At 65.4% G+C, this 25,455-nt stretch carries 26 protein-coding genes; 7 read left to right on the top strand and 19 right to left on the bottom strand.

What is annotated here, in order from left to right; genetic code table 11:
• Positions 1 to 3: 3 nt before the first annotated feature.
• The 3 genes from LX70_RS14225 to LX70_RS14215 form a co-directional block, all read right to left on the bottom strand.
• Positions 4 to 381, bottom strand: a complete 378-nt coding sequence (locus tag LX70_RS14225) for a cupin domain-containing protein (protein ID WP_105515446.1) — start codon at positions 379 to 381, stop codon at positions 4 to 6.
• Positions 382 to 391: 10 nt separating this feature from the next.
• Positions 392 to 1,732, bottom strand: coding sequence for a 4Fe-4S dicluster-binding protein (locus LX70_RS14220; RefSeq protein WP_105515445.1), 1,341 nt, complete (start codon positions 1,730 to 1,732; stop codon positions 392 to 394).
• A 157-nt stretch (positions 1,733 to 1,889) separates the two neighbouring features.
• Complete coding sequence (locus LX70_RS14215; RefSeq protein WP_105515444.1) at positions 1,890 to 2,465, bottom strand: helix-turn-helix domain-containing protein; 576 nt, start codon at positions 2,463 to 2,465, stop codon at positions 1,890 to 1,892.
• 123 nt (positions 2,466 to 2,588) lie between these two features.
• Between LX70_RS14215 and LX70_RS14210 the strand changes: the two genes are divergently transcribed.
• Together LX70_RS14210 and LX70_RS14205 are read left to right on the top strand one after the other, a co-directional pair.
• Positions 2,589 to 2,939, top strand: a complete 351-nt coding sequence (locus LX70_RS14210) for an AraC family ligand binding domain-containing protein (protein ID WP_105515443.1) — start codon at positions 2,589 to 2,591, stop codon at positions 2,937 to 2,939.
• Positions 2,936 to 4,891 (top strand): oxidoreductase, encoded by a 1,956-nt coding sequence (locus tag LX70_RS14205; protein WP_105515442.1) that lies wholly within the window; start codon positions 2,936 to 2,938, stop codon positions 4,889 to 4,891. Before LX70_RS14210 ends, LX70_RS14205 begins: the two co-directional genes overlap by 4 nt.
• Before the next feature lie 13 nt (positions 4,892 to 4,904).
• Here the strand turns inward: LX70_RS14205 and LX70_RS14200 are convergent, their stop codons facing one another.
• From LX70_RS14200 to LX70_RS14155, 10 genes are read right to left on the bottom strand one after another with little or no spacing between them, the layout of a single operon-like run.
• Positions 4,905 to 5,546, bottom strand: coding sequence for an aspartate/glutamate racemase family protein (locus LX70_RS14200; protein WP_105515441.1), 642 nt, complete (start codon positions 5,544 to 5,546; stop codon positions 4,905 to 4,907).
• On the bottom strand, positions 5,543 to 7,003 hold the full coding sequence (gene hydA, locus LX70_RS14195) for a dihydropyrimidinase (RefSeq protein ID WP_170076202.1): 1,461 nt from the start codon (positions 7,001 to 7,003) through the stop codon (positions 5,543 to 5,545). The genes LX70_RS14200 and hydA overlap by 4 nt, the downstream gene beginning before the upstream one ends.
• Complete coding sequence (locus LX70_RS14190; RefSeq protein ID WP_105515439.1) at positions 7,000 to 7,788, bottom strand: SDR family oxidoreductase; 789 nt, start codon at positions 7,786 to 7,788, stop codon at positions 7,000 to 7,002. Before LX70_RS14190 ends, hydA begins: the two co-directional genes overlap by 4 nt.
• The gene (locus LX70_RS14185) at positions 7,788 to 8,723 is read right to left on the bottom strand and encodes a dihydrodipicolinate synthase family protein (protein WP_105515438.1); all 936 of its coding nucleotides are present in this window, start codon (positions 8,721 to 8,723) and stop codon (positions 7,788 to 7,790) included. Before LX70_RS14185 ends, LX70_RS14190 begins: the two co-directional genes overlap by 1 nt.
• On the bottom strand, positions 8,720 to 9,343 hold the full coding sequence (locus LX70_RS14180) for a flavin reductase family protein (protein WP_105515437.1): 624 nt from the start codon (positions 9,341 to 9,343) through the stop codon (positions 8,720 to 8,722). Before LX70_RS14180 ends, LX70_RS14185 begins: the two co-directional genes overlap by 4 nt.
• Complete coding sequence (locus tag LX70_RS14175) at positions 9,340 to 10,266, bottom strand: N-carbamoyl-D-amino-acid hydrolase (RefSeq protein WP_105515564.1); 927 nt, start codon at positions 10,264 to 10,266, stop codon at positions 9,340 to 9,342. The genes LX70_RS14180 and LX70_RS14175 overlap by 4 nt, the downstream gene beginning before the upstream one ends.
• Before the next feature lie 10 nt (positions 10,267 to 10,276).
• Positions 10,277 to 10,942 (bottom strand): amino acid ABC transporter permease, encoded by a 666-nt coding sequence (locus LX70_RS14170; RefSeq protein ID WP_105515436.1) that lies wholly within the window; start codon positions 10,940 to 10,942, stop codon positions 10,277 to 10,279.
• A 3-nt stretch (positions 10,943 to 10,945) separates the two neighbouring features.
• A complete protein-coding gene (locus LX70_RS14165; protein ID WP_105515435.1) occupies positions 10,946 to 11,629 on the bottom strand; it encodes an amino acid ABC transporter permease in 684 nt (227 codons plus the stop codon).
• The gene (locus LX70_RS14160) at positions 11,626 to 12,438 is read right to left on the bottom strand and encodes an amino acid ABC transporter ATP-binding protein (protein WP_105515434.1); all 813 of its coding nucleotides are present in this window, start codon (positions 12,436 to 12,438) and stop codon (positions 11,626 to 11,628) included. The genes LX70_RS14165 and LX70_RS14160 overlap by 4 nt, the downstream gene beginning before the upstream one ends.
• Positions 12,404 to 13,234, bottom strand: a complete 831-nt coding sequence (locus LX70_RS14155) for a transporter substrate-binding domain-containing protein (RefSeq protein ID WP_105515433.1) — start codon at positions 13,232 to 13,234, stop codon at positions 12,404 to 12,406. The genes LX70_RS14160 and LX70_RS14155 overlap by 35 nt, the downstream gene beginning before the upstream one ends.
• A 213-nt stretch (positions 13,235 to 13,447) precedes the next feature.
• Between LX70_RS14155 and LX70_RS14150 the strand changes: the two genes are divergently transcribed.
• On the top strand, positions 13,448 to 14,377 hold the full coding sequence (locus LX70_RS14150) for a LysR family transcriptional regulator (protein WP_105515432.1): 930 nt from the start codon (positions 13,448 to 13,450) through the stop codon (positions 14,375 to 14,377).
• A gap of 12 nt (positions 14,378 to 14,389) precedes the next feature.
• Here LX70_RS14150 and LX70_RS14145 read toward each other — a convergent pair whose 3' ends face one another.
• Complete coding sequence (locus LX70_RS14145) at positions 14,390 to 15,334, bottom strand: LysR family transcriptional regulator (RefSeq protein WP_105515431.1); 945 nt, start codon at positions 15,332 to 15,334, stop codon at positions 14,390 to 14,392.
• Positions 15,335 to 15,470: 136 nt separating this feature from the next.
• On the opposite strand from LX70_RS14145, the gene LX70_RS14140 reads away from it, so the two are divergent.
• From LX70_RS14140 to LX70_RS14125, 4 genes are all read left to right on the top strand, one after another.
• Entirely contained in the window at positions 15,471 to 16,481 is a 1,011-nt protein-coding gene (locus LX70_RS14140; RefSeq protein ID WP_105515430.1) for a TAXI family TRAP transporter solute-binding subunit, read from the top strand.
• A gap of 87 nt (positions 16,482 to 16,568) precedes the next feature.
• On the top strand, positions 16,569 to 17,297 hold the full coding sequence (locus LX70_RS14135) for an aspartate/glutamate racemase family protein (protein WP_105515429.1): 729 nt from the start codon (positions 16,569 to 16,571) through the stop codon (positions 17,295 to 17,297).
• A 27-nt stretch (positions 17,298 to 17,324) separates the two neighbouring features.
• The gene (locus LX70_RS14130; RefSeq protein ID WP_105515428.1) at positions 17,325 to 19,544 is read left to right on the top strand and encodes a TRAP transporter permease; all 2,220 of its coding nucleotides are present in this window, start codon (positions 17,325 to 17,327) and stop codon (positions 19,542 to 19,544) included.
• A gap of 4 nt (positions 19,545 to 19,548) precedes the next feature.
• Entirely contained in the window at positions 19,549 to 20,784 is a 1,236-nt protein-coding gene (locus tag LX70_RS14125) for an NAD(P)/FAD-dependent oxidoreductase (RefSeq protein WP_105515427.1), read from the top strand.
• A 312-nt stretch (positions 20,785 to 21,096) separates the two neighbouring features.
• On the opposite strand, the gene speB is transcribed toward LX70_RS14125, so the two are convergent.
• The 5 genes from speB to LX70_RS14100 are packed head-to-tail and all read right to left on the bottom strand — an operon-like array spanning position 21,097 to position 25,421.
• Positions 21,097 to 22,056, bottom strand: a complete 960-nt coding sequence (gene speB / locus LX70_RS14120; protein ID WP_105515426.1) for an agmatinase — start codon at positions 22,054 to 22,056, stop codon at positions 21,097 to 21,099.
• Positions 22,053 to 22,781, bottom strand: a complete 729-nt coding sequence (locus tag LX70_RS14115; RefSeq protein WP_105515425.1) for an MBL fold metallo-hydrolase — start codon at positions 22,779 to 22,781, stop codon at positions 22,053 to 22,055. The genes speB and LX70_RS14115 overlap by 4 nt, the downstream gene beginning before the upstream one ends.
• Positions 22,778 to 23,800 (bottom strand): ABC transporter ATP-binding protein, encoded by a 1,023-nt coding sequence (locus LX70_RS21140; protein ID WP_105515424.1) that lies wholly within the window; start codon positions 23,798 to 23,800, stop codon positions 22,778 to 22,780. Before LX70_RS21140 ends, LX70_RS14115 begins: the two co-directional genes overlap by 4 nt.
• Positions 23,797 to 24,567 carry an ABC transporter permease gene (locus LX70_RS14105; protein WP_105515423.1) on the bottom strand — a complete coding sequence of 257 codons (771 nt, stop codon included), beginning with the start codon at positions 24,565 to 24,567 and terminating at the stop codon, positions 23,797 to 23,799. The genes LX70_RS21140 and LX70_RS14105 overlap by 4 nt, the downstream gene beginning before the upstream one ends.
• Complete coding sequence (locus LX70_RS14100; RefSeq protein WP_105515422.1) at positions 24,567 to 25,421, bottom strand: ABC transporter permease; 855 nt, start codon at positions 25,419 to 25,421, stop codon at positions 24,567 to 24,569. Before LX70_RS14100 ends, LX70_RS14105 begins: the two co-directional genes overlap by 1 nt.
• Positions 25,422 to 25,455: the final 34 nt, after the last annotated feature.

The following is a 25,455-nucleotide window of genomic DNA, read 5'->3' as shown; positions in this document are numbered from 1 at the left end:
CGTTTACTGCGGGTCGTAGTAATGCTGTTCCAGCAGCAGGCAGCCTTCCTCGGTGCGGAACGGGCCATGCGCGACATGCGGCGGGCGGACGCAATAGGTGAACGGTCCGAACCGCTCACCACCCGCCGGGCCTTCGTTGCCGACCCACATGTCGCCTTCGATCACGAAGACCTCTTCCCAGTAGTCATGCTCGAACGGGACGGTGGTATAGGTCCCCGGCTCGAACTTCAGCAGACGGGTCCAGCCGCCCTTGCGGTTCTCCATGTCGAGATGGCCGGACAGGATCTTTTGCTTGATCCCGGACGGGTAGCCCTTTGGCGTTTCCCAGCCGCTGTCCATGTCGAGCTGGTAGAATTCGCGGTGTTCCTTGTTGACGGCCATGATCGTCTCCTTACTCGGCAGGTTCCTTGTTGAACTTGGGGCTGTTGGCGCGGATGGTGTCCATGTTGTTGCGCCGGGTCTTGAACTTGTCCTTCTCGTAGACATCCGCCGGGATGTTGAAGAAACCGGCGTCAAGCTGGGCGGGTGAGGTTTCCTTCATCTCGATCGAATCGAACGGGCAGACATCCATGCAAAGCTCGCAGCCGATGCAATTGCCGGCATGCACCTCAACCGTGCCTTCCGGGGTCTGCGACAGGGCCTCATAGAAGCAGACCTGGATGCAGATGTTGCAGGTCGGGTTCTTGCAGGTGTCGTCATTGACGACGGCATGGATGCGGTTCTTCGAGAACTGTTCGGAATAGTCTTTCACCGACCGGGTAGAGGCGAGGCCGATCATCTCATCGACGCTGGCATAGCCGTTTTCGTCCATGAAGCTTTCAACGCCCTCGATGATCTTCGGCAACCACTTGATGCCCTTGACCATCAGGACCGAACCGACCTGAACGATGGTGGACCCCGCCATGATGAATTCGATCACGTCGCGGTGGTCGAAGATGCCGTTGGAGCCGGAGATCGGCATCCCGAGTTCCTCGTGGATGCGGTGGACCCAGCGCAGCGACAGCGGCTTCACCCAGGTGCCGCCGATCCCGGCGGGGCCGCCGATACGCGGCTGGCCGGTGTCGATGTCGACGACAAAGCCGGTGTGGCGGTTGATCGCGGTGACGCCCGCCGCGCCTGCCTCGCGCACCGCCTTGGCGATGGCGAGCGGCTTGGACTGATCGGGCGTCAGCTTGACGACGACCGGAATATCGACCGACTCGCAGACCTGCCGCGTGACCTCATAGGCCACCTCCGGCTCCTGCCCGATCATCGACCCGCCATGGACGCCCGGCATCATCGCCGGGTGCGGGCAGCCGAAGTTCAGCTCAACCATCGGCAGGCCGCAATCCTCGATCGTGCGGCAGATGTCCTTCCAGCCGTTGATGTCCTTGGCCCCGGCACTGCCGATCAGATGCGCGCCACGTTCCGCGGCGTATTTCTGCGTTTCCTTCAGGTCGGGGATCCAGTCCTTGTAATAGGTGCTGGAATAGCCCGAGCGGCTGTAGAAGACGAAATCCCGCGCCGGTTTGCCGCGGATGATGTCGCCCTTCGAATTCATCACGCAGTATTTCGAGTTCTGCGTCAGCCGCGCCATGTCCTCGATATCGGTCAGCGTCTTGATGATCGCGCCGGATGCACCGGCATCGAAGCACTGACGCATCAGGTCGGGACTGTTGGTGGTTTCCAGCGACGCGATGATAACGGGGTTTTTGAACTTCACTCCGCAGAAGTCCACGCTCATATCCGCCATCTGTATCCTCCCGCGCGTTGTCAGGTGGCCGGCGGAATGTTCGCCGGCAATATTAGGTAGTATACTCCTTTTTATTTGCCCGGCAAGTCGTTTGATGGAAACGCCCGTCGGGGCGCTTTTCAGCGCGGGCGGGGTTTTGCGGGCGTATGGGGGACAGTCAGAAGGAGGGCGGGCTGATGGCCCAGATCACCACGGTGTCGACCGCGCCGGGATTGGCATAGCGATGTGGTTCGCGTGAGGAGAATGCGCAGCAATCGCCCTTGTGCAACAGGAAATGACGCGACCCGATCCAGATTTCCAGCGAACCTTCCATGACAAAGCCGACCTCGTCTCCGTCATGGCTGTAGGATTGCGTGCTGGCGCCACCGGGCGGGATGCGGCAGAGAATCATCTCCACCTGCGACGACAGCTTCGGCGTCAAAAGCTCATCCGTCAGGCCCTGTTCGTAGTGCAGCTTCAGCCGGTTTCCCGCGCGCACCACATAATCCCTCTCTTCCACCGGGGCGGCGGCGGGGCCGGAGAAGAACCACTGCACCGTCACCCCAAGGCTCTGCGCCAGCCGGACCAGCGCGGGAACGGAGGGGGAGGCAAGGTTGCGCTCTATCTGGCTGATATAGCCGACGGAAAGGTCTGCCGATTCCGCCAAAGCGCCCAGCGTCATCCTGCGCCGCTTGCGCAATCCGCGGATGCGTTCGCCGAGGACGGCGGTTTCAGGCAAGGTTGGTTCGGCCATTCCGCTCCCTTCGCTCCGGCGCCCAAGCTAACCGGAACGCAGATGCGCACATAGTAAAATTTTCATTGCTTTTTTAGATGTCAGTATAATTATGCGCAAGACTCTTGTCCTGAAGGGAATCCCATGTCGAAGGTTCTGCACTACCGCAAGGCGGACCGTGTCTTCGAAGCCTATGGTGACGATGCCGCCAGGGCCTCCATCAGCCGCCTTGTCGGGCCTGAGGTCAGCCGCTCCATGGGCGCGGGCGTGGCGCGGTTCGACGATTGCTCCATCGCCTGGACGGTCCTTTACGACGAACTGATCGTGACGCTTGAGGGGCAGTTCCGCCTTCGCGTCGGGGATGAGGTCTTCGACTGCGGTCCCGGCGATGTCCTCTGGGTGCCTGAAGGCACGGCGCTGCATTACGAAGGTCAGGGCGCGACCGTGTTCTACGCCCTGTCGCCGGTCGACTGGCGGGCGCGGATGGCGCAATGACCGACCGTTTCCCCCACCTCTTCTCGCCCCTGAAACTGCGCGGACTGACGCTGCGCAACCGTATCCTGTCCACCGGCCATGACACCACCCTGCCGACCGAGGCGAAGGTGAATGACGAACTGATCGCCTATCACCGCGCGCGGGCCAAAGGCGGCGTCGGGCTGATCGTCACCCAGGTCGCCGGGGTGCATGAAACGGCGCGCTACAGCGCCCATGTCCTGATGGCGACCGACGACGATTGCATCCCCGGTTTCCGCGCGCTGGCCGAGGCGTGTCATGCCGAGGGTTGCGCCGTCTTCTCGCAGCTTTTCCATCCGGGGCGAGAGATCATGGAGACCGCCGACGGCCTGCTGGCGGTGGCCTATGCGCCCTCATGCGTGCCGAACGAACGGTTCCACGTCATGCCCCGCGCGCTGGATCAGGCGATGATCGACGAGATCGTGGCGGGCTATGCCTCTGCCGCGCGGCGGATGCGCGACGCCGGGCTGGACGGGGTGGAATTCGTTGCCAGCCACGGCTACCTGCCCGCGCAATTCCTCAACCCCGCCGTCAACCTGCGGACCGATGCCTATGGCGGGTCGCTGGAAAACCGCCTGCGCTTTTCGGTCGAGGCGCTGACGGCGATCCGGGCCGCGACGGACGGGGATTTCGTCATCGGCCTGCGGATCAGCGCGGATGAAAGGGACGATACCGGCCTTGATGCGGCCGAAACACTGGCCGCCTGCCGTCACCTCGAACCGCTTCTCGACTTCATCAATGTGACGGCGGGAACCTCTGCCACGCAGGCGGGCGCGGTGCATATCGTGCCGCCGATGGCCTATCCGGCGGCCTATCTGGGTGCCGAGGTCAAGCGCATCAAAGCCGCGCTGACCGTCCCGGTCTTCGTCGCCGGACGCATCAACCAGCCGCAAGAGGCCGAGGCGCTGGTCGCCGATGGGGCCGCCGATATGTGCGGCATGACCCGCGCGATGATCTGCGATCCCGAGATGCCGCGAAAGGCGAAGGAAAACCGCCCCGACGACATCCGCGCCTGCATCGCCTGCAATCAGGCCTGCATCGGACATTTCCACCGGGGCGTCCCGATTTCCTGCATCCAGCACCCCGAAACCGGGCGGGAATTGCAGTTCGCACGGCTTGCCCCCGCCGCGACGCCCCGCAAGGTCATGGTCGTGGGCGGCGGTCCGGGCGGGATGAAGGCCGCGATCACCGCGGCCCGGCGCGGCCATGACGTGACGCTTTATGAGGCCGGGGACCAGCTCGGCGGTCAGGCGCGGCTGGCGCAGCTTCTGCCGCGCCGCGCCGAATTCGGCGGTATCATCACCAACCTGCAACGGGAGTTGGAGGCGCAGCAGGTCCGCATCCGGCGCGGCATCCGCGTGAACCGCGCGCTGATCGCGGCCGAGGCGCCCGATAACGTGATCCTCGCGACCGGCGCCCGCCCCTATCTGCCGCCGCTGGAAACCGACGGATCGGTCCAGATCGTCGACCCCTGGGCGATCCTGCGGCGCGAGGTCAGGCCGGGACGGCGCGTCGTCGTCTCGGACTGGCGCGGCGACTGGATCGGGCCGGGGATCGCCGAGATGCTGGTGCGCGAAGGCTCGGCGGTCGACCTCGCGGTCAACAGCACCCATGCCGGCTCAGCCCTGCCGCTTTATGTCCGCGACAACACGGTGGCCGAACTGCACCGGCTTGAGGTGCCGATCACGACCTATGCGCGCCCCTTCGGCATCGACGGCGGCACGGTCTATATGCAGCACAATGCGGGCGGCCAGCCGATCCTGTTTGAAAATGTCGACATGCTCGTCCTCTGCCACGGCCATCAGCCGGAAACCGCGCTTGAGGCCGAGTTGAAAGACCTTGGCATCCGGCCGCACCTTCTGGGCGACTGCCTCGCCCCCCGCACGGCGGAAGAGGCGGTGTTCGAGGGGTTGAAGGTCGGCTGGGCGATCTAGGCGAAGGGCGCGGTCAGGCCAGCACCGCGCCCATGGCCATCGCGACGGCGGCCTGCGTCGGGTCGATGACGGGCCGCTTCAGCGCCGCCTGCAAGGGGACGCGGTGGCGGGCCATCCCGGCGCAGCCGAGGATCAGCACATCCGCCCCGTCCCCGATCAGGTCCTGCCCGACCTCTGTCAGCCGCGCCAGCGTCCCCTCGCCGCGCGCGCTTTCATCCACGCTCATGTTCAGCGCCCGTTCCCCGGCCAGCCGATGGTCCACCCCCATCCGCCGCATATAGCGCAGATGGCGCGGGATCGAGGCCTCGGCAATGGCGAAGATGCCGAAACGATCGCCCCGCGCCAGCGCGGTCAGCACACCGGATTCCTGGATGCCGAAGACCGGCACCTTGGCGGTAGCCCGGCAAAGGTCGATGCCGGGATCGGAATAGCAGGCAATAACAAACGCCGCCGCGTCGGGGCGCGTCTCGATCAGCGCGGAAAGCGGCAGGGCGACCTGATCGACATGGCGCTGGCTTTCGATGCCGAAGGGGCCTTCGGCCAGCGTCACACACTCGATCCGCGCCGCGCCGCGAAATCCCGCCAGCGCGTGGTCCAGCCCATCCGTCACCGCCTGGTTGGAGTTCGGGTTGATGACGACGATCGGCCCGGTCATGGCGCGATCTCCGCGCCGAAGTTCCAGCCCGGGTCAAGTTCCGGCGTGCGGGTGCCGGGATGGCCGGTGAAATCGGGCCGCGCGCGGGCGACGAACCGCCCCCGTCCCGGTTCGGCCACCAGCTTGCCGCCCTCGATCACCGCCTCCCCGCGCGACAGGACCGTGACGGGCCAGCCGGTCACCTGACGCCCCTCGAACGGCGTATAGTCCATGTTGTCGTGCTGATCCTCGACCGTGACGGTGCGCGTCTCCTCCGGGTCCCAGATCGCGATGTCGGCATCCGCGCCGATGGCGATCGTCCCCTTTTGCGGGTGCATCCCGTAAAGTTTCGCCGCGTTGGTGGAGCCAAGGGCGACAAACTGGTTCAGCGTGATCCGCCCGCCCCTGACCCCTTCGGAGAAGAGCAGAGGCAGCCGCAGCGCGATCCCCGGCATCCCGTTGGCAATCTGCTTGAAGCTGGCGTCCGGCCCTTTCGACAGCTTGCCGCTGGCGTCGAACCGATAGGGCGCGTGGTCGGAGGAGAAGACGGAGAATGTCCCCGCCTGAAGATGCCGCCAAAGCGCCTCTTGCGTGGCGGTGTCGCGGACAGGGGGGGAACACATGAACTTTGCCCCCTCCATGCCGGGGCGGTCCAGATCCTCCTTGGTCAGGAACAGGTATTGCGGGCAGGTCTCGCCAAAGATCTTCGCACCGTCCAGCCGGGCCTTGGCCACCAGCCCCGCCCCTTCGGGGGTGGAGACATGGACGATCAGCAGGGGCGCATCGACGAACCGGGCGAGCGTGATGGCCCGGTTGATCGCCTCGGCCTCGGCCGCCGCCGGGTGGCTGATCGCGTGATAGCGCGGCTGCGTATGGCCCGCCGCGACCAGCCGGTCAGAGATCCACTTGATAATCCCGGAATTCTCCGCATGAACCATGGTCAGCGCGCCGTGGCGTTTCGCGACCGAGAGAATGTCGAGGAACTGGCCGTCGTCGATCTTCATCAGGTCATAGGTCATGAAGACCTTGAAGGAGGTCACGCCGCGCGCGAAGGCCTGTGGCAGTTCCTCGGCCAGCGCCTTTTCCGTCGGATCGGCGACGATCAGGTGATAGCCGTAGTCGATGACCGAGGCACCTTCAGCGCGACTGTCGTAAAGGTCCAGCGTCTCGATCACGCCCATGCCGCGATGCTGGGCCGCGAAGGGGACGAAGCAGGAATTCCCGCCAAAGGCGGCGGAGATGGAGCCGCTGCGATAGTCGTCCGCCGTCATGCCCCCCGTCGCGCTTTCCTGCGCGATGTGGCAATGCGCCTCGATCCCGCCGGGCAGGACCAGCTTGCCCGTCGCGTCGATCTCCCTCTCTCCCGACAGGCTTTCGGCGATGGCGGTAACGCGCCCGCCGGTGATGCCGATGTCGGCCTTGAAGGTATCGGACGCGGTGGCGACGGTGCCGTTCCTGATGACAAGGTCCATGGTCACACCGACCTGATGGAGCCGCCGTCGCAACGGATCAGGCTGCCGGTGATATAGCTCGCGGGTTCGGAAACGAGGAAGGCGGCGGTCTTGGCGAATTCCTCGACCGTGCCGTAGCGCCCCGCCGGGATGGTCTTGGCCGAGGCCGCACGCGCCTCGTCCAGCGTGATGCCGCCGCGCTTCGCCGCCGCTTCGTCCAGCTCGTCCACCCGTTCGGTATGGATGCGGCCGGGGATCAGCATGTTGACGGTGATCCCTTCGGCCGCAAGGTCGTTCGACAGCGATTTCGACCAGCCGACAAGGGCGGAACGGATCGTGTTTGACACGGCCAGCGTCGGGATCGGCTGGATCACGCCCGACGATCCGATGGCCAGCACCCGGCCCCAGCCCGCCTTGCGCATCGCGGGCAGCAGGCGATCGGTCGTCTCGGCCACGCGCAGCACCATCTGGTTGAACTGCGCGGTCAATTTGGTCAGGTCGGCCTCGACCATCTTGCCCGGCGGCGGCCCGCCTGTGTTGGCGACAAGAATGTCCGCCGCGCCCATGGTGTCGGCCACCGCCCGCGCCAGAGTGTCGGCGGCATCGTCGCTTGCAAGGTCGCAGCCGACCCAATGCGCCCGGCCCTGCCCCTTCGCGTTGATCGCCGCCGCCTCGGCCGCCAGCCTGTCTTCCGAGCGGCCCGAAAGCAGCACATCGGCGCCCTCCTCCGCCAGCACCCGCGCGATGCCAAGGCCCAGCCCGCGCGAGGAGGACATGACCAGCGCCCGCTTGCCCTTCAATCCAAGATCCATCAGCCCAGCTCCCCCAACCGTTTCTCAAGCCGCGCGACCAGACGGCTCAGTTCATCGTGATCGGCCTTCGTCATCACAGGCCCCGGCGCGCGGACCTTGGCGGTGGCGATGACACCGCGACGGCGCAGCGTTTCCTTGCGGATGGCAAGGCCAAGGCCAAGCTGCTGTTCGTAGCGCACCAGCGGCAGATAGGCGTCGAAGATATCCTCGGCCCGGTCATGGTCGCCCTTCAGCGACAGGTCCACCACCTGCACCATCATCTCGGGATAGGCGAAGCCCGTCATCGCCCCGTCCGCGCCGCGCTGCATTTCCTGCGGCAGGAAAAGCGCGGAATTGCCAGTCAGGATCGACAGACGCGGCTGTTCGCCCGTGCCCGTCTCTGCCCGCACGCGCGACAGCTTGGTCAGGCCCGGCCAGTCCTCATGCTTCAGCATCACCACCTGCGGATTGTCGCGGGCGATCTTCAGGATGCTCTCGACCGACATACGCACGCCGGTGGTTTGCGGGTAATCCTGAAGGCAGACGGGAACATCGGGGCCAAGCGCCTTGCAGACCTGCCCGAAATAGCCCTCGATCCGGTCCTCCGGCCCCATGCCCTGCATCGGGGCGAGCATCACGCCCGCCGCGCCCGCCGCCATCACCTCGGCCGTCAGCGCGCGCATCGGGTCGATCCCGGCGCCCGAAACACCGACGATCACCGGCACCCGCCCGTCGATCCGCGCCAGCACCCGCTTGACGAAGCTGCGCGATTCCTCGCCCGACAGTTTCGGCGCCTCGCCCATGATGCCAAGGATGGTCATCCCGGTGACGCCGGTTTCAAGGTAGAAGTCGACCATCCGGTCGGTCGAAGCGAGGTCAAGCGCGCCATCCTCGGTAAAGGGCGTCGCCGCGATCACGAAGACGCCGGAGGAGTTGCGGTGGATCAGGTCTGTCATCTTGGGTCCATTGGTTGCGGTATGGCGTGGCGCCCGATTTCTTCCAGCCGGGCGTAACGGTCGGCGAACAGCCGGGCGATGGGGAATTCACCACCCCAGTCCACATGCATGCGGCCAGTATCGACCAGCCCGTCGCGCGCCGCCAGTGCCACCGCCTCGCCCACCACGATATCGCGTTCGGGCGAATAGCGCAGCGTGTCCTTCAGCCGGCATTCGATGGCGGCGGGCGCGGCCGCAAGGCGCGGCGGCGCGACGAGGGTTGAGGGTGCAAGATCAAGGTTCAGCGCCGCCGGTTCGCCCATCTCGGGCGGATAGGCGGCGGCGGTGGCGACCATCGTTTCCACCAGATCGGGCGTCACGATGTTGACCACGAATTCCCCCGTCTCGGCGATGTTGCGGGCCGTGTCCTTGGGGCCGGAGCCGTCGCGGTGATGTTCAAGGCCAAGGATGATCAGCGCCGGGTCCTGTCCGAAGAGGTTGAAGAAGGAAAACGGCGCCGCGTTGACCCGGCCCGTCCTGTCCTGCGTCGTCACCCAGGCCACCGGACGCGGCACGACGATCGCCGTCAGCAGCTTGTAGCGGTCGATGGGCGCCAGCCGGGTGAGGTCGAGTTCGGTCATACCTTCACGACCACGCCGGTCTGGCTGGCGATCAACCCGTAATGCTCGATCCGGCGGTGGCGCTTGAAGTCAAAGATCGTCTCTTTCCCGAAGACCGACAGGTCCATGTCGCAGGCATGGACCAGCAATTCGTCCCCCGTCGTTTTCGCGCGTTCCACGACATAGCCGTTCGGATCGACGATGATCGACCCGCCCATAAGCGGATGCCCGTCCTCATCCCCCGCCTTGGCGACGCCGACCACCCATGTGGCGTTCTGATAGGCGCCTGCGGTCATGGAAAGCTCGGAATGATAAAGCCGCTTGTCCTCGCCCTCGCGGCTGTCCTGGCTGTTCACCGAGGGCGTGTTGTAGCCAAGGATCACAAGCTCCACCCCCTGCAAGCCCATCACCCGGTAGGATTCAGGCCAGCGCCGGTCGTTGCAGATCATCATGCCGACGACGGCATCCTGCGTCCGCCAGACCGGAAAGCCCGTGTCGCCGGGTTCGAAATAGCGCTTCTCCAGATGCTGGAAGGCGCGTTCGGTATCGTATTCCGAATGGCCGGGCAGATGGGTCTTGCGGTATTTCGCGATGATGTTGGCCTGCCGGTCGGTCAGGATCTGGGTGTTGAAGTGATGGCCGTCCGGGGTCAGTTCGGCATAGCCGAAGCTGATCGCGATCCCCAGATCCCGCGCGCGGTCGAACAAGGGCCGGGTCGCGGCGTTCGGCATCTCGGTCTCGAACCAGCCATCGACTTCGGCCTGATCCTCCATGTACCAGCGGGGGAAAAAGGTCGTCAGCGCCAGTTCCGGGTAGACGACCAGCGTACAGCCCGCGCGCGCCGCCTCCTCCAGAAGCGCCAGCATCCGCGCGACGATGGCCTCGCGGCTGTCGGCCTTCTGGTTCGGACCCATCTGGGCCGCTCCGATAACGATCTCTCGCATGATCTTCCTTTCAGACAGCAATGCGGCGCTGGTAGCGGCTGAGAAGCCGCACCACGGGCCAGAGCAGGACAAGATAAACCCCCGCCGCCAGCGTCAGTGGCGAGGCGTTGTAGGTCACCGACCGGGCCAGGTCGGCAGCATGCAGCAACTCCCCCAGCGACACGACCGAGGCGAGCGAGGTCAGCTTTACCACCTCGACCGTGTTGGAGATCAGGTCGGGCAGCACGTTGCGGGTGGCCTGCGGCAGGATCACATGGGTCAGCGTCTGGCGCTGGGTCAGGCCGGTCGATCGCGCCGCCTCCCACTGGCCCTTGCCGATGGAGATCAGACCCGCGCGGAAGACCTCTCCGTAATAGGAGGAGTTGTTCAGGAGGAACGCGATGGCGACCGCGACGAAGGGCGACAGGCGTATGCCCGCGAAGGGCAGGCCCGCATAGACGAAGATCAAGAGGACCAGCGGCGGTATCGCGCGGAACAGATCGACCAGCGCCACCGCGGGCCAGCGCAGCCAGCGCGACCGCGCGGTCGAGGCCAGCGCCGCCATCAGCCCGCCCGCAAGGCCCAGCGGAATGACCACCGCGCAGATCAGAAGCGTCATCCCCAACCCGCGCAGGATCGTCGGCAGGGCTTGCACCATGATGTCGATATTGAAGAACTGCTGGATCAACTGGTCCATGTGTCAGCCCTTCTTCCAGGCAAAGCGGCTTTCCAGCCAGCGCGACAGGATCACAAAGGGCAGGAACAGGACCACATAGGCGACGGCCGCCAGCGTCAGGGGCGAGGCATTGCCCGAAAAGCTTTGCGCCGTCGTCGCCTGATTCAGGATATCCGGCACCCCGATCACGGTGCCAAGCGCGGTCATCTTGGTGATGGCGATGGCGCGGTTCGTCAGCGGCGGGATCACCATCCGCACCGCCTGCGGCAGCACGACGAAGATCAGCGTCTGGGTAAAGCCCAGGCCGGTCGAGCGCGCCGCCTCCCACTGGCCCTTGTCGGTGGAGGTGATGCCCGCCCAGACGATCTCTTCCGCGAAGGCGCCAAGCGTCAGGCCGAGGATCACGAAAAGGACCGTGGAGCTTGACAGCGTCACACCGACATTGGGCAGGCCGAAATAGGCCAGCAGGATCAGGACCAGGGGCGGCAGGGCGCGGAAGATGTCGGCATAGATCACGATCAGGAACGACACGGGGCGCAGCCGGTAGGCGCGGATACAGGCCAGAGACGTTCCCAGAAGCGTCCCGGCGATGACGATCAGGATCGACAGTTCGATCGTCACCCAGACGCCCTGAAGGATCGCGGGCGTGTATTTCGCCAGCACTGCCCCGTTCAGGAAGGTCTCTATGAAACGGTCCAGATTGCTCATGGACCGTAACTGTAGCGGGACAGGAAAGCGCGGGTGCTTTCGTGCTGCGGGTTGGTGAACAGATCCTCGGGCGGGCCTTGTTCGACGATATGGCCATCGGCCATGAAGACCACGCGGTCGGCGGCCTCGCGCGCAAAGGCCATTTCGTGACTGACGACCAGCATCGTCATGCCGTCCTCTTTCAGCTCCCGCATGACGCCCAGCACATCGCCCACCAGTTCGGGGTCAAGCGCCGAGGTCGGTTCGTCAAAGAGCATCACCGCCGGTTCCAGCGCAATGGCGCGCGCGATGGCGACGCGCTGCTGCTGGCCACCCGACAGTTGCGACGGGTAGTTGCCCGCCTTGTCGGCCAGCCCGACGCGGGTCAGCGCGGCGGCGGCGCGGGTGTCGGCCTCATCCCGCGACTGCTTCAGCACCTTGCGCAAGGCCAGCGTGATATTCCGCCGCGCGTCGAGATGGGGGTAGAGGTTGAAGCCCTGGAACACCATCCCGATCCGGCGCCGCACCTTGTCAAGGTTGACGCCGCTGCCGGTGATCGGCTGGCCTTCCAGAAGGATCTCGCCCGCGTCCGGCTCCTCCAGCCGGTTGCAGCAGCGCAGCATGGTGGACTTGCCCGAACCGGAGCGGCCGAGGACGAAGACCATTTCGGACTTCTCCACCGCAAGGCTGACATTCTTCAGCACTTCGAGCGTGCCGAAGGATTTCCTCAGCCCGATCACCTCAAGCGTGGGCCGCCCCGCACCGGGCGCGGCCCCGCCATTCTCTGCCTCCGGCTTACGCACAGCCGGGCGTGTGGTCGTCTTCGACATAGCCGTCAAAGCCGGGTTCGCCCCAGCCCGGACGCGGTGTCAGCGCGGCGGAGCCTTCGGCCGGATCGGTCCCGAACCACTTCTTGTGCATCGCCGCCATGGTGCCATCGACCTTCATGCATTCGATGACCGCCTCGACCTTCGCGCGCAACGCCTCATCCCCCTTGCGGAAGGGCATCCCCCAGACAAGGCCGGTGGAGTGCAGATAGCTGAGCTTCACGCCGGGGGTCTTCTGCGCCGCCCAGGCGATGACGGTGTTGCCCGCGACCGTGGCATCGGCGCGGCCCGACAGCACCGCCTGCACCGCGTCGGTCGCCGTGCCGTAGCTTTCCACGGTCCAGCCCACCTCATCGGCCAGGCCACGCGCCCAGCTGTCATAGGCCGAGCCCTTGTTGACCGAGATCACCTTGCCCTTGAACCCGTTCAGATCGGTCACGTCAGGGGCGTCCGCCTTCACGAGGAACTGAAAGTCGGTGTTCAGGTAGCCCTCGGAAAAGAGGTAATTCGCCGCGCGTTCCTCGGTGATGGTGGTCGGGGCGACGACGAAATCATAGGTCCCCGCCTGAAGGCCCGGCAGGATGCCGGAGAACTGGGTCGCGACAATCTCCATCTCGGCGCCCAGACGTTCGCCGATGGTATTGGCCAGATCGACGTTGAACCCCTCCACCCCGCCATCCATCGTCGGCATCGCATGGGGCGCGAAGGTGCCGTCGAGGGCGACGGTGAACTTGTCCTGCGCCAGCGCGCCGCCGCAGAGGGCGAGCGATAGCGCGAGGCTGCTGATCATGATTTTCATTTTTTGTGTTTCCTCTCTGTTGGTTTGCATGGGCGCCATGGCCAGACCGGGAAGAACCGGGCCGCCGAACGTGGTGAGAGGCCAGCCCGCACCCTGCACGGGAAAGTTCAACACAGGGGCGGAGCGTGAGGCAATATAGCTGGTTATTAAATACTTCACCTGCGGAATAATGTTTGCTTATACTGCATCCGAATTGTGCAGCCGGGGCGATCCATGTTCACGCTAAGACAGTTGGAAACCTTCCGCGAGGTGGTGCGCGCCCGCACGACCGTGGGCGCCGCCAAGGCGCTGAACGTCTCGCAGCCCGCCGTGTCCAACATGATCCGGCAGATGGAGGCGCGGATCGGCTTTCCGCTGTTCGAACGTCTCGGCAACCGCCTTGTGCCGACCCCCGATGCCGATGAGATCTACCGCGATAGCGAATCCATCTTCTCGCTCTACCAGGCGTTCAGCCACCGGATCGAAACCCGCCAGCGCAGCGAGGCGGGGCATTTGCGCGTCGTCGGGACGCCGCCCCTGGCCAATGCGCTGATCCCGCAGGCGCTGCGGGAATTCCTCTCGCGCCGACCGGCCGTGCGGGTGCATCTGGACACGCGCCGCATCACCGGCGTCATGGAATCCGTCGAAACCCGGATGGCCGACATCGGCCTTGGCCTGAACCCGCCCGAGCGTGAGGGGCTGTCCTATGAGGTCCTCGCCATGGCGCAGATGGTCTGCGTCTTTCCGCCCGGCCATCCGCTTGAGGACAAGGTGGCGATCACCTCGCGCGACCTCACCGGCCTGCCGCTGGTGCTGTATGAACCGAATACCAGCCTCGACCGTGCGATTTCATCCGACATCCTGACGCGGGAGTTGCGGACGCAGGCGGTGGCCGAGGTGCGCTATTCCTCGCTTGCTTGCCTGATGGCCGAGGCCGGGCTGGGCGTGGGTTTCGTCGATTCCCTGACCGCGACGGTTGGCGACCGCTACCGGCTGTCCGCCCGCCCGCTTTACCCCAGCCAGCCGGTCCCGGTCTGCGTCATCACCCGCAAGGGCGAGCCTGCCAAGCGGATACAGGCGACCTTCCTGTCCGAATTGCGCCGATCACCCGCGCTGATGGCGATCCAGGAATACGGGGCCGAGGTTCCCGACCATGCCCGGTGAGGGCAGGGAAGGCTATCCGGCGAACGGTGGCCCTTCGCCAGCGGTTTTCGCAATGATCCCGCGCACATGCTGACCCCATTGCCCGACGAAATCGCGGGCCAGAAGGGATAGCGGGCGTTGCTTGGGCGTGACGATCGAATAGCCGAAGGGAACGGCGGGTTCGAAGCGGGCGAACCAGATCCGCCCCCTGTCGCCATTCATGCGCCGGTAGCTTTCCGCGCTCAGCGGGTCCAGCACGGTGCAGATCTGCCCTGCCTCCACGAACCGCAAGAGGGGGATGAAATACTGCGCCTCGACCCGTGGGTCGACGGTTACCCCTGCCCGCTCGAAAGCGGCGCGCGTATCGCGATGGGTCGGGTGACCGGCCGACAGGAACCCCATCGGCGCATCGTCAAGGTCGCGCGCCCCGATGACCGGGCGCCCGGCAAGCGGGTGGTCGCCCGGCACGGCGCAAAGGCAGTCGCAGGTCAGCGTTTCGGCATTGTAGAGGTTGGTGTTCAGGTTGCCCGCCGACAGGTCGCAGAACCCGACATCGAAGGCCTGCGCCGCGATCAGGTTCAGGATCTGCGGCGAGCTGCGGCTTGACAGCGTGATCCGCAGATCGTCGGCGCCGGACTTTATCCGGCTGACGAAGTCCGGCAGCAGATAGACCGAAGGACCCGGCATCGCGACGATCCGCAGCGACCCTTTCGACCGGTTGCGCATCCCCACAAGGTTGGTTTCCGTCGCACTCACGCGCGTCAGGATCTCTGCCGCCTCTGACAAGAGGTAATGCGCCTCCGGCACGGGGACGAGCTTGCGCCCCTCACGCTCGAACAGCTCCATCCCCAGGTTCGCCTCAAGAGCCTTCAGGGAGGCGCTGATCGCAGGCTGGGTCCGGCCGAGGTTGCGCGCCGCGGCACTGACCGAGCCGGTTTCCATGACTTCGCGAAAGACGGCAAGCTGTTGCAGGTTCATAGCCGCAGCATATCAATCCAATTTATGAAAACCATATAATTACGAATTTGCTTTTATTTCTTTCATCGGTCCTGATGGCCCCAAGCATGCCCGTTCCGCGAGGCTGCTGCGAAATGTCTTTCACAGGGAGTATGACATGGGACTTCTGAAGCAGATTTCCGGCGCCGCTTTGGCCGCGGTGTTCTGTGCCGGTGCCGCCGCCGCGCAGGACCCGACCTTTTTCCGCATCGGCACCGGCAGCGCCGGTGGCACCTATTTTCCGATCGGCGGCACCATCGCCAACGGCATCTCGGCCCCTCCCGGCTCGCGCCCCTGCGAAGAGGGTGGCCAGTGCGGTGTGCCGGGCCTGATCGCCATCGCCCAGTCCACCACCGCCTCGGTCTACAACAACACCGCCGTGGAGAACGGGGAGCTTGAGGCAGGCATGGCCGCCGCCGACGTGACCCGCGACATGTATCTCGGCACCGGCAAGTTCGAGGGCAAGAAACACGAAAAGCTGCGCATCGTCGCCAACCTCTTCCCCGAGGACCTGCATCTTGTCCTGCCCAAGGGCCAGAAGATCAACAACCTCGGCGACCTCGCGGACAAACGGGTGGGCATCGCCCAGGCCGGATCGGGGACGCAGGTCGCGGTGCTGCAAATGCTCGAAGCCTGGGGCGTGACGCGCGACAACATGGAAGAGGCAGAGCTGAACAACAGCCAGTCCGCCGAACGTCTGGCCGACGGGCAGCTCGACGCCTATTTCTATGCTGCGGGCTGGCCGGTCGCCGCGATGGTGCAGCTCGCCTCCACCAAGGGGATGGAGCTGCATTCCTTCGCCGACGAAGACCTCGCCAAGATCAACGAGATCATCCCGGCCTATATCCCGTCCACCATTCCGGCGGGGGTGTATGAGGGCATCGACTATGACGTGCATACGCCCGCCGTCAGCGCCCTTCTGGTCGTCTCCTCCGACCTCAGCGACGACCTCGTCTACGGGATCACCAAGGCGCTCTGGAACGAAAACACCCGGATGCTTCTCGACAACGGCCATGCCAAGGGCAAGCTCATCACGCTTGATACCGCGCTCGGCGGCATGGACACCCTCGGCGTGCCGCTGCATCCCGGCGCCGAACGCTTCTACCGTGAAGCGGGCCTGCTGAAATAGGCCACGCTTCCGGGTCGGGTGGCGGTCCGTCAAGGGCCGCCCCCGACCGCCAAAGCCATCACGCATCGCTTGTCGCGGAGACCGGACATGGCCGAGGTCAAAGGCGGTATCAACATCTGCGGGATTTCCATCGGCGTCTTGTCGCTGGAGTCCTACTTCCCCAAGCCTCCGGGCCATATCAAGAACCCTTCGGGCCTGCCGTTCACGCTGGCCTATGAGGTCATCGAGGGGCTGACGGTTCCCCGGCTGCTGACCGATCCCAGCCCCGACATGATCGAACCCCTGCTTGCGGCCGCCCGGCGGCTTGAGCGGAGCGGGGTCAAGGCGATCACCGGGTCCTGCGGGTTCCTGGCGCTGTTCCAGAAGGAGATCGCGGCGGCGGTATCGGTCCCGGTCTTTGCCTCGGCCCTGATCCAGGCGCCGCTGATCCACGCGATGACGGGGCGACCGGTGGGGGTGCTGACGGCCTCGGCCAGGGCGCTGACCGGCGCCCACCTTTCCGGCGTGGGCGCAGCGGATGTGCCGATCGTGGTCGAGGGGATGGACGAGACCGAGGAATTCGCCAGCGTCATCCTGCGCGGCGAACGGAACGACATGGACCTTGCGAAGATCGAGGCAGAGCTTCTGGCGGCGGGCCGCAGGCTGATTGACCGCGCGCCCGAAGTGGGGGCGTTGCTGCTGGAATGCACCGACCTGCCGCCCTATGCCCATGCCCTGCAACGGGAACTGGGCCGCCCGGTCTTCGACATCATCACATTGGCGGGCATGGTCCACGCGGCGGTGCTGCGCAGGCCCTATTCCGGCTTCATCAACTGACCCGTCAGACGGCGCGAGGGGAGTGACATGAGCGTGAAGAACGACACCGGCGGCGAAGACCGCGACCTGACCGCCGAAGAGCTTGCGGCGATCGAAGAGGAATATGACGAAGGCGCGCGGACGCGGGCCGTCTCGACCGGGTTCGCGCGGTTCCTGAAAGTCGTCGCGCTGGCCTTTGCGACCTATCACTACCTGACCGCCGGCTTCGCGCTGCCCGCGGATTACTGGCACATGGGCTGGCACCTGTCGGGCCTCTTCATCCTGATCTACGCGCTGTTCCCGATGTTCAGGACGCACAGCGCCTATGAGATGAAGACCGGCCCGCTGCATCTGGGCGGGGTCCCCCTTTTCGACGTGCTTCTGATGGCGCTTGGCGTGGCTTCGGCGCTTTACCTCGGTTTCGCGTGGCAGGGCGTTCCCTGGCTGGGGATCGAGGAACAGACCTTCCGCATGGGCAATCCCAACATCTACGACATGATCTTCGGCTGCATCCTGATCGTGCTGGTTCTGGACATCGCGCGGCGCACGCTGGGCTGGGTGCTGCCCGCGATCATCTGCGTCTTCATGGCCTATGCGCTGTTCGGGCCGATCTTTCCCGGCATCCTTCAGCATCCCGGCGTGAAGTTCCGCACCTTCGTGTCCTCGATGTATTTCCCGCAAGAGGGGATCTTCGGCGTCACGCTTTGGGTCGTCTCGACCATCGTCTTCCACTTCGTGCTGTTCGGCGTGATCGCGCAGCGCACCGGGCTGGGCCAGCTTTTCATCGACAATGCCACGATCCTGGCCGGGCGCTATACCGGCGGGCCTGCCAAGGTCTCGGTCGTGTCCTCCGCCTTCTTCGGCACGATCTCCGGCTCTTCCGTGGCCAATACCGTTTCGACCGGCGCGCTGACGATCCCGAACATGAAGCGTCTGGGCTATCCCGGCCATTTCGCGGGCGGGGTCGAGGCGGCCGCCTCGGCGGGCGGACAGATCACGCCGCCGATCATGGGGGCCGCGGCCTTCATCATGGCCGAGTTTCTTGAGGTCCCCTATACCACCATCGTCATCGCCGCGATCTTCCCCGCGCTTTTGCACTACATCGGCGTCTTCAGCGTCGTTCACCTGATGGCACGGCGGCTGAACCTTCAGGGCCTGTCAAAGGAAATGCTGCCCCGTCTCGGCACGGTCTGGCGCGATGGCTGGGCCAATATGGTGCCACTTGTCGGCCTTCTGGTGGTGCTGTTTTCCGGCTATACGCCCTATATGTCCGCCTTCTGCGGCATCTCACTGGCGATCATCACCGGCATGGCGCGGGTGCGAAACCCGGCGACGCTGTTCTATCCCGGCGCCTTCATCGCCTTCGTGGCGTGGAAATACACGGGCGAGGGCTTTGACCTGCCGATGTCGGCAATCCTCATCGCCTGCGCGGTGCTGGGCAGCTTCAACCCGCAAGAGCGTATCCGCCTGCCGCAAATGGCCGACACGTTCGAGACGGGGGTGAAATACGCCCTTGCCGTCGGCGCGGCGGCGGCCGCGGTGGGCATCGTCGTCGGCGTCATCAACACGACCGGCGTCGGCTTTCGCATCGGCTTCATGGTGACGCAGGGCGCGGGCCAGATCGGCGCCAACCTGCATACGCTGCTGAGCTTCGGCAGTTTTGAGCTTTTCTCGGTCGAGGACATCACGCTGTTCATCAGCCTCGTCCTTGTCGCCATCGCCTGTATCCTGATGGGCGCGGGCGTGCCGACGACGGCGCTTTACATCATGCTGGTCTCGGTCGCGCAGCCCGCGCTGGCGCAACTGGGCGTGCCGCCGATCGCGAGCCACATGTTCGTGCTGTATTACGGCGTCGTGGCAGAGATCACACCACCCGTCTGCACCTCGGCCTATGCCGCCGCTGCGATTGCCAATTCAAACCCGTTCCGCACCGGGATTTCCGCCTTTTCGCTGGGGCTGGGCAAGATCGTGGCGCCGATGGCCTTCGTCTATGCGCCGGTCCTGTTGTTCGTCTCGCAGACCGGCTTCGACCTCTGGACCTTCATCTATACCGCGACAAGCTGCATCGCAGGCGTCATCTGCCTGTCCACCGCCGTGGTCGGCTATTGGCTGGCGCCGATGGGTGTCGGGTTCCGCATCCTGATGGGGCTTGCCGGGATCGTCTTCATCGCGCCCTCGCTTCAGGCCGACCTGATCGCGGCGCTGATCGCCGCGCCCGCCGTCCTGACCCAGATCGTCCAGCGGCGCCGGATCGCCGAGGAAGGGTAGCACCATGGCAGAGGAAGTAACCGTCCTTGGCGCCGGTATCGTCGGCATCTGCACCGCGCTCGCGCTGGCCGAACGCGGGGCGAAGGTCACGCTGATCGACCGCGACGCGCCGGGTCAGGCGACGTCCTTCGGCAATGCGGGCATCATCTCCCCCTGGTCGGTGGTGCCGCAATCCATGCCGGGCCTGTGGAAGAAGATCCCCGGCTGGCTGCTCGACCCCTTGGGACCGGTTTCGGTGCGCCCGTCCTATCTGCCACGCATGGCGCCCTGGGGGCTGCGTTTCCTCGGCCAGGGGCGCGAAGGGCGGGTGCGCGACATCTCTGCCGCGATGGAGGTGCTGAACCGCGATTGCGTGACGCTCTACCGCCGCCTTCTGGCCGGAACCGGGCATGAGGATCTGATCCGCGACAGCTATTACGTCCACGCCTATCGCAACGCCGGGGACGCGCGGCTTGATACGCTGGAGGGGGAATTGCGCCGCACCGCCGGGGCGGAGGTAGAGCGGATCGGCGCGGCCGAACTGCGCGCGCTGGAACCCGCGCTGTCGCATGACTTCACCGCGGCGATCCTTATCAAGGGGCAGGCCCGCACCCTATCGCCGGGCCGGGTCGGGACCGTGCTGGCGGAAAAGTTCCAGGGGATGGGCGGGCAGGTCCGGCGCATGGCGGTGCAATCGCTGCACCGGACAGAGGGCGAATGGCTGTGCCGCACCGATCAGGGCGAGGTGCGGGCGGCCAAGCTGGTTCTGGCGATGGGGGTCTGGTCGGCGCGGCTTCTGCGCCCCCTCGGCATCCGCATCCCGGTTGAGGCGGAGCGGGGCTATCACGTCTGCTTCACCGATCCCGGTATCAGCTTCACCCATTCGGTGATGGATGCCGAGATGAAGTTCGTGGCCTCTTCCATGTCCGACGGGCTGCGCGTGGCCGGCACGGCAGAGTTCGCGGGCCTCGACGCGCCGGTCAATGACAAGCGTCTGGCCGGGCTCATCAGCCTTGCCCGGCGCATCTCCCCAGACCTGAGGGCCGAGGCGCACACGACGTGGTCCGGCCAGCGCCCCAGCCTGCCCGACAGCCTGCCTTGTATCGGCGAAATCGAAGGCTTCCCCGGCCTGATCGCCGCCTTCGGGCATAGCCATTACGGGCTGATGATGGCGCCGAAGACGGGCGAACTGGTGGCCGACATCGCCACCGGCCGGGCGGCGAATATCGACCTGTCCCCCTATCGCGCGACGCGGTTTTAAAGCGTTTCGGGTTTGTGTTGAGAAAGTAAGTATCAGAATTCGAACGAAATAAGTTCAAATTCTGATTCAGCGTAGACCCGAAATGCTATAGGGCCGCTGTCGTCGGTTGCGACACGTCGATAAAGCCCCCGGATCGCCTGCGATCCGGTTCGCGCCCGACCCCGCCCCCCAAGGGCGGGCGCGAAATCCGCGCGGCGTTTCGGGGTGCGTCACGGTTTCGGGTCTGCGCACCCCTGCGCCCAGATCAACCGCGCCCACCCTCGGTGCCGGGCGCGAACCTCTGTCGCGCCCCGTGGTCGCGGTTCTGACAGCTCAGCCCGCGACCTTGCGCGGGACGCCGGGCAGGGCGCAGAGCATCTCGTAAAGCAGGTTCGCACCGATCAGGGCGGTGTTGCCCGAGGGGTCATAGGGGGGCGAGACCTCAACCAGATCGCCGCCGACAAGGTTCAGCCCGGCGCAGCCGCGCACGACCTCCAGGGCCTGCCAGGTGGTCAGTCCGCCGACCTCCACCGTGCCGGTCCCCGGCGCGAAGGCGGGGTCGAGGCTGTCTATGTCATAGGTCAGGTAAACCGGCGCATCGCCGATCTTTGCCCTTATCTCCGCCATCAGCGGCGTGAGCGACTTCCACCAGCATTCCTCGGCCTGGATCACGGTCCAGCCCTTGTCGCGGCCCCAGTCGAAATCCTCGGCCGCATAGCCCGACCCGCGCAACCCGATCTGGAAGACCTTGTCGTTCAGCAGGCACCCGTCCTCCCACGCGCGGCGGAACGGGCAGCCATGCGCGACCTCCTCGCCGAACATCGTCTCATTGATGTCGGAATGCGCGTCGATGTGGATCAGGGCGACCGGCCCGTGCTTGTCGCGCATCGCCTTCAGGATCGGCCAGGTCAGCGTGTGATCCCCGCCGAGTGTCAGGGGGATGACGTCGTGTTTCAGGACCTCGCCATAGAACGCCTCGATGATCTTCACCGATTTCTTCAGATCGAAGGTGTTGATCGGCACGTCCCCGAGGTCCGCCACCTGCAACGCCTCGAACGGGGCGGCGCGGGTGGCCATGTTGTAGGGCCGGATCATCCGGCTTTCGTCGCGGATCTGGCGCGGCCCAAGCCGCGTGCCGGAACGGTTGGAGGTGCCTATATCCATCGGAATGCCGATGAAGCAGGCATCCAGCCCTTCGGCGCTTTCCGCCGCGGGCAGGCGCATCATCGTGGCCGGGCCGCCAAAACGCGGCATGTCATTGCCGCCAAGCGGCTGGTTGAATGTGGTCGTCATGCGCCCTTTTCCTTCAGCCATGCGGTGATGATCTCCCGATGCCGTTCCCCGGAATAGGACGGGAAATGGCCGCCATGGACGACCCGCGCGGGCAGGTCCAGAAGCCGCTGCATCGAGGCGATGTATTGCGCCGCCTCTTCATCCGTCGTGCCTTCGATCAGCGGCCCGTCATAGACGATGTCGCCCGAGATCAGGACACCCGTCGCCGCCTCCCAGAGCGCGATACCACCGGGGGAATGGCCGGGGGTGTGGATCACCTCGAAATGCCGGTCGCCCAGGTCGATGACGTCGCCGTCCTGCAATATCCGCGTCGCGGGGGCGCCCTTCACCGTATAGGTGGCCGATTGGTAGGGTTCGGGCGGCAACTGGTGGAAGATGTCGTCGGTGACGTATTGGCCCGCCAGCGTGTTGTCGCGGTTGGCATGGGCGAGGATTTCCGCCTCTGCCGCGTGGCACAACCGGCAGGGAAATTCGTGGTGGCAGCCGATATGGTCGAAATGGGTGTGGCTTGCGACGGCATCGAGCGGGCGTTCGCTGACCAGCGGCACCCATTCGCGTAAGGACAGCACCCCCATGCCGCTGTCGACCAGCATATCCCGATCCCGCCCCCGGACATGCCAGATATTGCAGCGGTAGAATTCCTGGATATGCGGCTCATCAATCCAGGTGATGCCATCCGATTGCGGGCGGATGCGGTACCAGTCCTCTGCTCTCGCGCGGATCATGCGGCCTCCAATATCATCGGGTTCGTCCCCCAAAGCGCGACCTCAGCCCCTGTTTCAGGCAGATCGCCCAGCGGCAGATGCGCCACGATCTGCATATCGGGCGCGGCGACGGGGGTGAAGTGGCAGCGGTGATAGGTGCCGAAGAAGGCGGCATCCGTCAGCCGCGCGGGGCCAAGCGCAAGGCTGCCCTTAAGCCCGACATTCTCGGGGCGCAGGCAGAGCGTTCCCGGCTTGTCGGTCGTGAGGGCAAGCGGGCCAAGCGCGCTTTCCGCCCCCTGCCCCGCAGGCCTGACCGGGATGCGGTTCACCTCTCCCATGAAACCCGCCGAAAAAAGCGAGCGTGGTTCAAGGTAGATCTTCTGCGGCGTCCCCAGATCCTCGATCCGCCCCTCGTTCATTACCACGATCCGGTCGGCGATCGCCATCGCCTCTTCCTGGTCATGGGTGACATGGACGAAAGTGGTGCCGACCTTGCGCTGGATCGCCTTCAACTCCTCCTGCATCTGGCGGCGAAGCTTCAGGTCCAGCGCGCCAAGCGGTTCGTCCAGCAAAAGCACATCCGGGTCCACCGCCAGCGCGCGCGCCAAGGCGACGCGCTGCCGCTGCCCACCCGACAGCTCATGCGGGCGCCGCCCCGCCTTGTCGGCAAGACCCACCAGCGCCAGCATCTCCTCCGCCCGGCGGTTGCGGTCGCCCCGCCCCGACCCGCGCATCCGGGGGCCGAAGGCCACGTTGTCGCGAAGCGACATATGCGGGAAGAGCGCGTAATCCTGAAACATCGTCGTCGTCGGGCGATCTTTCGGCGCGACATGGGTCATGTCCCGCCCGCCGATCAGCACCCTGCCTTCCGTGGGCGTCAGGAAGCCGCCAAGAATTGACAGCAGCGTGGTCTTGCCACAGCCCGAGGGGCCAAGCAGCACCACGAACTCCCCCGCCGCGATCTCAAGGTCGATCCGGTGCAGCGCGGTGAAGGTGTTGAAAGTCTGGCGAACCGACTGAACGGCGACATCGGCGGTCATTTCCGCACCTTTCTGAATACGGTGAATTCCAGCACGACCAAGAGCGCGACCGAGACGAGGAAGACGAGCGAGCCGATGGCATTGGTCGCGGGCGACAGACCCGAACGCAGCATCGACCAGATCTCCACCGGCAGGGTCACGTCGAAGCGGGTCAGGAGGAAGGCGATGATGAACTCATCCCAGCTGAAGGTGAACGAGAGGAAGAAGGCCGCCAGAAGTGCTGGCCGCAGCATCGGGGCGGAGACATGCCACAGCACCCGCAATTCCGACGCGCCCAGATCGCGCGCCGCGCGTTCGGCGTTTTGCTGATGCGCGCCCATCGCGGCGAAGAGGATCGCGAAGCACAAGGGCAGGTTGATGACGACATGGCCGATCCCGGCGGCCATGAGCGACGGGCGGAGGCCGATATGGTTGAAGGCCGACAACAGCCCCAGCGCGATGATGAGGTAGCTGACCGTCATCGGCGCGATCAGAAGGCCGCGCATCACCACCGATCCCGGCAGTGCCACCCGCGCCAGCCCCTGCGCGGCAAGGAAGCCCAAGACCAGCGCCACGGCCGAAGACGCGGCGGCGACCATCAGCGAATTGACCAGCGCCGCCATCAGGTCGCGGTCGCCCAGCACATCGGCATACCACTTCACCGTCGGCCCGTTGAAGGGCGGCACCGGCAGGCGCCCGTCCTGAAACGAGAACAGCACCAGCGCGCCGACCGGCAGGAAGATGAAGCCGTAGGCGAGCGCGAGATATATCCAGCCAAGCACGCGCATCAGACCCGGTCCATCTTCAGCCAACGGGCCGAGGCCGCATAGGCCAGCGTCACCAGCGCCATCAGCACCACCGACAGCGCCGAGGCCATGGGAAAGTCCCCCCGCCGCCCCAGTTGCAGCATGATCAACTGCGGCAGGGTCAGTTCGTTATTCCCGCCAAGGATCTGCGGCGTGATGTAATCGCCGATGCAGAGGACGAAGGTCAGGAAGGCCCCGGTCATGACGCCGGGCAGCGTCAGCGGCAGGATCACCAGCCGGATCACCTGCCAGCCAGAGGCACCAAGATCAGCGGCCGCGCGGGCGTAGTTCGGCGACAGCTGCACAAGGTTGGAATAGATCGTCAGCGTCAGGAGCATCACGAAGAAATGGACGAAGCCGATCACGGTAGCCGTTCTTGTCGCCATGATCTGCACGGGTTCGTCGATGATCCCCGCCCCGATCAGCGCCTGCATCACCACGCCGTTCGCGCCAAGGACCAGCGCCCAGGAATAGCTGCGCACGACATAGGACGTCCAGAACGGCAGCACCGCCAGCATCAGCGCCAGCCTTTGCCAGCGCTGCGGCACCCGCATGGCGATGATCCAGGCGAGCGGCCATGCCAGCACCACGGAAATCACCGTCACCACCAGGGTGATTTCCAGCGAAACGCGGATGCCCTTCAGAAAGGACGGGTCGGTGAAGATACGGACGTAGTTCTCAGGCCCCGGTCCCGCCACGACCTCCCGCCCCTCCAGATGGCCAAGGCTCAGCCAGACCATCCCCGCGAAGGGCAGGACGAAGAAGGCCAGCGTCCAGAGAAGCGCGGGCGCGACAAGCGCCGAGGCGCGGCGGCGTTCTGCCTGTTCGATGCTCATCACCGGGCTTCCCGTCAGGCGGCCGGCCCGTAAG

This window comes from Albidovulum denitrificans, from assembly GCF_002973535.1.
In the GTDB taxonomy this organism is placed as follows: Bacteria; Pseudomonadota; Alphaproteobacteria; order Rhodobacterales; family Rhodobacteraceae; genus Albidovulum; species Albidovulum denitrificans.
This window is presented reverse-complemented; position numbering and strand designations above follow the sequence as displayed.